This window comes from Streptomyces sp. LS1784 (assembly GCF_020103755.1).
In the GTDB taxonomy this organism is placed as follows: domain Bacteria; phylum Actinomycetota; class Actinomycetes; order Streptomycetales; family Streptomycetaceae; genus Kitasatospora.
The window spans coordinates 1-5,573 of sequence record NZ_JAHSQD010000541.1 but is presented as its reverse complement, the minus strand read 5'-3'; the positions used below and the strand labels follow the sequence as shown (position 1 = coordinate 5,573).

General features: G+C 73.3%; 3 protein-coding genes and 1 pseudogene. 2 read left to right on the top strand and 2 right to left on the bottom strand.

Annotated elements, in window-relative coordinates; genetic code table 11:
* Window positions 1-705: pseudogene (locus KS423_RS37140) on the top strand (hypothetical protein); the annotation flags it as partial.
* 23 nt (window positions 706-728) lie between these two features.
* On the opposite strand, the gene KS423_RS37135 reads toward KS423_RS37140, so the two are convergent.
* On the bottom strand, window positions 729-2,099 hold the full coding sequence (locus KS423_RS37135) for a glycosyltransferase 87 family protein (RefSeq protein WP_224284147.1): 1,371 nt from the start codon (window positions 2,097-2,099) through the stop codon (window positions 729-731).
* A gap of 213 nt (window positions 2,100-2,312) precedes the next feature.
* Here KS423_RS37135 and KS423_RS37130 point away from each other — a divergent pair, with 213 nt between their 5' ends.
* On the top strand, window positions 2,313-3,449 hold the full coding sequence (locus KS423_RS37130; protein WP_224284146.1) for a glycosyltransferase family 4 protein: 1,137 nt from the start codon (window positions 2,313-2,315) through the stop codon (window positions 3,447-3,449).
* A gap of 62 nt (window positions 3,450-3,511) precedes the next feature.
* Here KS423_RS37130 and KS423_RS37125 read toward each other — a convergent pair whose 3' ends face one another.
* Window positions 3,512-5,305, bottom strand: coding sequence for a long-chain fatty acid--CoA ligase (locus KS423_RS37125; protein WP_224284145.1), 1,794 nt, complete (start codon window positions 5,303-5,305; stop codon window positions 3,512-3,514).
* Window positions 5,306-5,573: the final 268 nt, after the last annotated feature.

Genomic DNA, 5,573 nt, shown 5'->3' with positions numbered 1-5,573 from the left:
GGCCCCGACCCGGCCGAGCTGGTCGCGGTGGGGGACCGGGCGGTGCCCGCCGTCACCGAGGTCTGGGGCGGCGCCTGGCCGGGGCGGCTGCTGCTGGAGCGGCCCGCCACCGAGGAGCAGTTCGCCCGGCTGCTGGAGGGCGACCCGGACGGCTGGACGGGCATGGCGGCGGTCACCGTGGCCGCCCCCGGCGCGCCCTGGCACACGCCCTCGGACCGGGTGCTGGTCAACCCGGAGGCGTACGGGCGGCTCAGTGACTTCGGCCGCCAGGTGGTGATCACCCACGAGACCACCCACGTCGCCACCAGGGCCGACACCCGGGCCTGGACCCCGCTGTGGCTCTCCGAGGGCGTCGCCGACTGGACCGCCTACCGCGACTCGGGCCGCAGCCCCCGGCAGATCGCCCCCGAGCTGGCCCGGGACGTCGCCGCGGGGAAGCCGCCGACCGCACTGCCCGCCGACCGGGACTTCGCCGCCGGAGCCTCCGGGATCGCCCAGGCCTACGAGCAGTCCTGGCTGGCCTGCGAGCTGATCGCCCGCGTCCACGGCCCGCAGCGGCTGGTCGCCTTCTACCGGGCGATCGGCGCGGCCGACGGGCAGGGCGAGGACCGGGAGCGCCGGACCGATCGGCTGATGCACCGTGAGCTGGGCGTCGGCCTGGAGGAGTTCACCCGGCTCTGGCTGGAGCAGGTGACGGCGCTTTGAGGCGCGTCCGATCAGGGGTCCGGTCAGCGGCGCTGTTCGGCCGGGGTGCCCGGGTGGTCGATGCCGTCCAGCAGGTCCTGCTCGTAGGCGATGCCCGGACGCACCGGGTAGCCGGCGGCCGGCAGCGGGGCGGGCTCGCGGTCCAGCACCACGGTCGGCGGCAGCGGCGCCTCGCCGCGGGTGGAACGCCAGAGCCGGACGCAGGAGAGCAGGGTCGCGGCCAGCAGCAGCAGGTTGCGCACGGCCAGCACGGTGACCGCCGCCGGGTCGCTGGCCAGGACCTGGGTGAACATGGTCGGGAACTCGACCAGGGTCAGCGGGCAGGCGAGCAGGATCAGCACCGCCACCGGCCGCTGGCTGCTGTTGCGCACGGTCAGGCAGACCGCCGCGACGCCGATCAGCCAGACCAGGTACTGCGGGCTGATCACCCGGCTGGTCACCACGAATATCAGCAGCGCGCACAGCGCCGCGTCGTACATGGTGGCCGCGCTGCGGCGCTTGGAGGTGAAGCGCCACAGCAGCAGCCAGCCGAAGCCCAGCAGGGTGCCGGCCATCATCACCTTGCTGATCACGCTCACCCACGGCCCGAGCATCTCGGGGGAGCCGTAGTTCATGGTGACCCTGCCGTCCCAGGCCCCGGCGATCCGGGCGAAGTGCAGCGGCAGCGCGCCGAGCGACTCGACCTCGATGCCGCGGTCCTTCTGGAAGGCCAGGAAGTCGAAGGCGCCGTTCATCCCGGCCGCCAGCAGGAAGCCGATCGAGACGGCGGTGGACCCGGCCAGCGTCCAGGAGCGGCGGGTGCGGCGGCCGGAGGGGGTGCCGATCAGGCCGAGCAGCGGCCAGATCTTGACGATGCCGCCCAGGCCCAGCAGCAGCCCGCCGACCGCCGGGCGACGGATCAGCGCCAGCAGGCCGGCCAGGGCGACCGCGGTGACGATGACGTCGAAGCGGTTGTAGATCATCGGGCCGAGCAGCGGCACGCCCACCACCCACAGCCAGGCGCCGGTCAGCGCCCGGCCCCGGCGCAGGCCGGTGCGCACCAGCAGCGCGGCCGCGGCGGCGTCGGCGATTCCGCAGATCACCCAGAACGAGACCAGGTACGACCAGGGCAGCAGGCCCGGCAGCAGGATCACCAGGGCGGCGCCCGGCGGGTACTGCCAGGTCACGTCGTCGAACGGGAAGGTGCCGGTCTGGAGCACGCCGTACCAGGCGTGGTAGATCATCCAGACGTCCGCCGTGACGTCGCCGCCGGGCGCCTTCAGCACGCCCGTCGCCAGCAGCACCAGCAGGGCGCGGGTGGCCACCCAGGTGGCTCCGAGCGCGGCGAGCGCCCCGAGCGGGCGGCCGAGGCGGCCGCGCGAAGAACCGGGCTCGGTGGCCGGGGCCAATTCCACTGCGCTCCCTCGTTCGTCTCGGACGTCCCCACCGGAGGCGTCGTATCGACGGACGCCCGGGCCGCCGCATCCGCGGCCTAGGTACTAGGACTGACCCGGGGGTCAAACGGTTGCCGTGCGCGGTTCCGTTCCCGGCGGGTCATGGTGTTGACCTATCGTACGGATCACCCAGCGGTACACCGCGCATACCCCGACCGAACGAGCCGTGGCCTGATGCACAGAACCTTGATCGTCACCAACGACTTCCCGCCACGCCCCGGTGGCATCCAGGCCTTCGTGCACAACATGGCCGTCCGTCAGCCCGCTGGCAGCGTCGTGGTGTACGCCTCGACCTGGCGGGACGGCAGCGAGGTGGCCCGCTTCGACGCCGAGCAGCCGTTCCCGGTGATCCGTGACCGGACGAAGGTGATGGTTCCCACACCCCGGGTCACCCGGCGGGCCGCCGAGATCCTGCGCGCGGAGCGGTGCGACTCGGTCTGGTTCGGCGCCGCCGCCCCGCTCGGGCTGATGGCGCCCACGCTGCGCCGGGCCGGGGCCGGACGGCTGCTCGGCATGACCCACGGGCACGAGGCCGCCTGGGCCCAGCTGCCGGTCTCCCGGCAGCTGCTGCGCCGGATCGGTGCGGGCACCGACGTGCTGACCTACCTGGGCGAGTACACCCGCTCCCGGATCGCCGCGGCGGTCGGGCCGCAGGCCGCGGCCCGGATGGTCCAGCTGCCGCCGGGCGTGGACGAGACGACCTTCCACCCGGACTCCGGGGGCGCCGAGGTGCGCCGCCGGCTGGGGCTGGCGGACCGGCCGGTGGTGGTCTGCGTCTCCCGGCTGGTGCCGCGCAAGGGCCAGGACACCCTGATCGAGGCGATGCCGCAGATCCTCGCCGACGTGCCGGACGCGGTGCTGCTGATCGTCGGCGGCGGCCCGTACCGGGCGGACCTGGAGAAGCTCGCGGACGCCACGGGCGTACGGGCCTCGGTGCGGTTCACCGGCTCGGTGCCGTGGGAGGAGCTGCCCGCCCACTACGGGGCCGGGGACGTCTTCGCGATGCCGTGCCGCACCCGGCGCGGGGGGCTGGACGTCGAGGGCCTGGGCATCGTCTACCTGGAGGCCTCGGCGACCGGCCTGCCGGTGGTCGCGGGGGACTCCGGCGGGGCGCCGGACGCGGTGCTGGAGGGCGAGACCGGGTACGTGGTGCCCGGCGGCTCGGCCTCGGCGGCGGCCGAGCGGATCGTCCGGCTGCTGCACGACGAGGAGCTGCGGCGGCGGATGGGCGAGGCCGGGCGGCGTTGGGTGGAGCGTTCCTGGCGCTGGGACCTGCTGGCGGGGCGGCTGACCTCGCTGCTGGCCGGGTGACGTGGACGGGCCCGCCTCCCTCCCCGGGGAGGCGGGCCCGTCCACGTCACCCGTGGGTTCGGCTACTTCTGGTAGATGGCCTCGATGTCGGCCGCGAAGTCCTTCAGCACGACGTTGCGCTTGAGCTTGAGCGAGGGCGTCAGGTGGCCGCTCTCCTCGGAGAACTCGGTGTCCAGCAGGCGGAACTTCTTGACCGCCTCGGCGTGCGAGACGGCCGCGTTGCCGTCGTCCACCGCGGACTGGAGGGCGGCCAGCAGGTCCGGGTCGGCGGCGAGGTCGGCGACGGTGGCGTCGGCGGGCTTGCCCTTGAGCTCCTTCCACTTCGGGAAGAACTCCGGGTCGACGGTGATCAGGCAGGCGACGAAGGGCTTGCGGTCGCCGACCACCATGACCTCGCCGACCAGGGCGTGCGCCCGGATCCGGTCCTCGATCACGGCCGGGGCGACGTTCTTGCCGCCGGCCGTGACGATGATCTCCTTCTTGCGGCCGGTGATGGTCAGGTAGCCCTCGGAGTCCAGCGAGCCGATGTCGCCGGTGGCGATCCAGCCGTCCTTGAGGGTGTCCGCGCTGGCCTGCGGGTTGTTCCAGTAGCCGGTGAAGACGTGCGGGCCCTTGAAGAAGACCTCGCCGTCCTCGGCGATCCGGACGGAGGCGCCGGGCACCGGCTGGCCGACCGTACCGATCTTCTGCTTGTCCCACGGATTGAAGGCGGTGGCCGCGCAGGTCTCCGTCAGGCCGTAGCCCTCCAGGACGGTGAAGCCGATGCCCCGGTAGAAGTGGCCCAGGCGCTCGCCGAGCGGGGCGCCGCCGGAGATGGCGTAGGTGGCCCGGCCACCGAGGGCGGCGCGCAGCTTGCTGTAGACCAGCTTGTCGAAGACCGCGTGCTTGAGCCGCAGCACCAGGCCCGGGCCGCCGGTGTCCAGCGCCCGGCTGTAGGCGATCGCGGTCTCGGAGGCCTTGTCGAAGATCTTGCCCTTGCCGTCGGCCTGGGCCTTGGCGCGGGCGGTGTTGTACACCTTCTCGAAGACTCTGGGCACGCCCAGGATCAGGGTCGGCTTGAAGGCGGCCAGCTCGGCGGTGACGTTCCGGACGTCGGAGACGTGGCCGAGCTTGATCGGGGCCATCGCCGGGGCGATCTCGACGATCCGGGCGAACACGTGGGCCAGCGGCAGGAAGAGCAGGACGGAGCTCTCGCCGAGGCGGAACAGCGGGGCCAGGCGCTCGACGACGTTGCCGCACTCGGCCAGGAAGTTGCCGTGGGTCAGCTGGCAGCCCTTCGGGCGGCCGGTGGTGCCCGAGGTGTAGACGATGGTGGCGACGTCGTCGGGGCCGGCGATCCGGCGGCGCTCCTGGACCGTCGCATCCGGGACGTCCTGCCCGGCCTCGGCCAGCGCGGCGATCGCCCCGCCCTCGATCTGCCAGGTGCGCTTCAGCTGCGGCAGCCGGTCGCGGACCTCGTCGACCACCCGGACGTGCTGGTCGGTCTCGGTGATCACCGCGACCGCGCCCGAGTCGCCGAGGATCCACTCGACCTGCTCGGCGGAGGAGGTCTCGTACACCGGCACGGTGATCGCACCGGCCGTCCAGATCGCGAAGTCCAGCAGTGTCCACTCGTACCGGGTACGGGACATGATGGCCACCCGGTCGCCCGGCTCGACGCCCGCGGCGATCAGGCCCTTCGCGGTGGCGTGCACCTCGGCCAGGAACTGGACCGAGGTCAACTCCTGCCACTGGCCGTCCACCTTCCGGCTGAGCACGGCGAGGTCCGGGTGCTCCTCGGCGTTCCGGTGTACCGGGTCGGCGAGGTTGCCACCGCTGGGTACCTGGTAGAGGGCCGGAAGGCTGAAGTCGAGCAAGACTGCTCCTCGTTCGCGACGCTGCGGGACGGCAGGACGTTACTGCCCGGTAGGCAGCTTCGACCAGGGGGGTTGGCTCCGGTGTTCGAAGTGTCACACCCGGCCGGGTCCGACCAGGCCGTGACCGGGTCGTTCGAATGGCACCCTATGGCAGCACGCGGCGACCGGCCGGTAACATGCCCGGTCGCCCAGCGCCCGCCGCAGTGCGGCCGCCCGCCGGGTGCGGCCCGCGCCGCCGACCCGCATGCCGGGCGCGATAGCCTGCTCC